This is a genomic window from Synechococcus sp. R6-7 (assembly GCF_047461695.1).
GTDB lineage: Bacteria > Cyanobacteriota > Cyanobacteriia > Thermostichales > Thermostichaceae > Thermostichus.
In genome coordinates, this window is sequence record NZ_JANSHS010000362.1 from 1 (window position 1) to 1,713 (window position 1,713).

1 protein-coding gene and 1 pseudogene are annotated in these 1,713 nt (G+C 62.9%); both read left to right on the forward strand.

Annotated features, from left to right (window positions below; genetic code table 11):
• Positions 1-341 (forward strand): annotated as a pseudogene (locus NW815_RS10770) (CIA30 family protein); the annotation flags it as partial.
• On the forward strand, positions 334-1,713 hold a 1,380-nt coding region (locus NW815_RS10775; protein WP_414415996.1), incomplete at its 3' end, for an ArnT family glycosyltransferase. The pseudogene NW815_RS10770 and the gene NW815_RS10775, both read left to right, overlap by 8 nt.

Here is a 1,713-nt window from a genome sequence, read left to right on the forward strand (position 1 = left end):
CCCCTCTCAATAGTCGCCAGATCTACTCGCTGCAACTGATGCTAAGCAAGTTCGAGGCCGATGGCAGCCCAAACCCCCGCTTCCGGCCTGGGCCCTTTCAGCTGGCCGTGCGCTGGATCGGGCTGTATCGCCGGGAGCCTCTGCCGCAATTGATCGGGGTGGCGCGGGGATCCCTTGCCCCGGAGTGGATAGCTGCCCTGCAGGGTAGCTCCAGCCGTTGGTGTGGGGTGGAGATTCCGGTAGAGACAGAGGGATCCGCTCTGGCAGCCCAGTTGCTCCGCCTCCTGCGCTCGCCTCAGAGCGTGGGCCGGGTGGTGTCTTCAGAAGCTTTCCATGCCTAGCTTTCTGGGCCGCCTCAAGGGATCCCTGGGGATGGGGCTTTTGGCCGGCCTGTGGCTGTGGGTAGGTCAGGGGATCCCCTACCTGTTCGACTGGGATGAGCTGATCTACGCCAGCTTGGCGCGGCAGATGCTGGCCAGCGGGGATCCTTTCTCGTTGGCCATCAACGGGGAGCCTTTTTTCGAGAAGCCCCCTCTCTTTTTTTGGCTGCAGGCCCTGTCCATGGCTGTTTTAGGGATGAACGAATGGGCGGCGCGGTTGCCCAATGCCTGGGTGGGCGGGATCACAGTGGCGCTATTGGTGGGGTGGGGATCCCATCTGCGTGGGGTGGGGTTTGGCTGCCTGTGGGGGATCCTACTGCTGACGGGCTACCTGCCCTTGTTTTTTTACAAAACTGGTCTCATCGACCCGCTACTCAACCTGGGCATGGGTGTGGGGCTGGGATCCCTGTTGGCCGCGGATCAGGCGCGTCGGGTGGGGTGCTCCGGTCGGGTTTGGAAGGCGGTGGGGGCGCTGGCCCTGGGCTTGGCGGTGTTGGCCAAAGGGCCGGTGGGGCTGGTGTTGCCCCTGGCTATCTGGATCCTCTACAAGCTCTGGCAACGGGATCCTCCCCTTCGATGGGGGGAGAGCCTGGTTTTCCTCAGCCTAGCTGTGGCTGTTCCCCTCACTTGGCTGGCGTTGGAGGGGGTGCAACGGGGGCCAGAATGGGTGGAAGAGTTTGGGCGCTACCAATGGCGCATCCTCACCAGCTCAGATGGGCATCCCGGCCCGGTTTATTTTCATCTGTTGGCCTTTGCCCTGGGGTGCTTTCCCTGGGGCGCTCTGGCTTTGGCCGAGATCCTGCAGCCCATCCCCAGGAGCGTGGGCTCGGTGGATTTGACTCGGCGGGCAGAATCTCTGCTGTTGGTGGCTTTTGGGGTGGTGCTGGCCCTGTTTTCGCTGCTGGTGCAAACCAAGCTGGTTCACTACACCTCGCTGCTGTACCCCATTGGGGCCTACTTTGCTGCCCTGCGCTTGCAGCGCCTGGTTGCTGAGAAAAGAGGGCCCAGTTTTTGGGAAAGTGCCTGGATCCTGCTCAGTGGCTTGTTTTGGCTGGCCCTGTGGCTGTTGCTGCCCTGGCTGGGATCCCAGGACCCCGCTGGGCTAGTCCAAGCATGGGTCTTTGCCGGCATCCCTGACGACTTTTCCAGCAGCTTGGTGCTGGGATACCTGCAGGCTGAGGTGGAGTGGCCGGTGTTGACCTACGTCCCCGCCGCGATCCTGCTGCTGGGAATTCTCCTTTGGAGTCGAGGACGGCGGCGGGCTTGGGGCTGGACAGTTTTGCTCTTGGCCACGGGACTGAGCGCCCAACTGGCCTGGTGCTGGGTCTTCCCC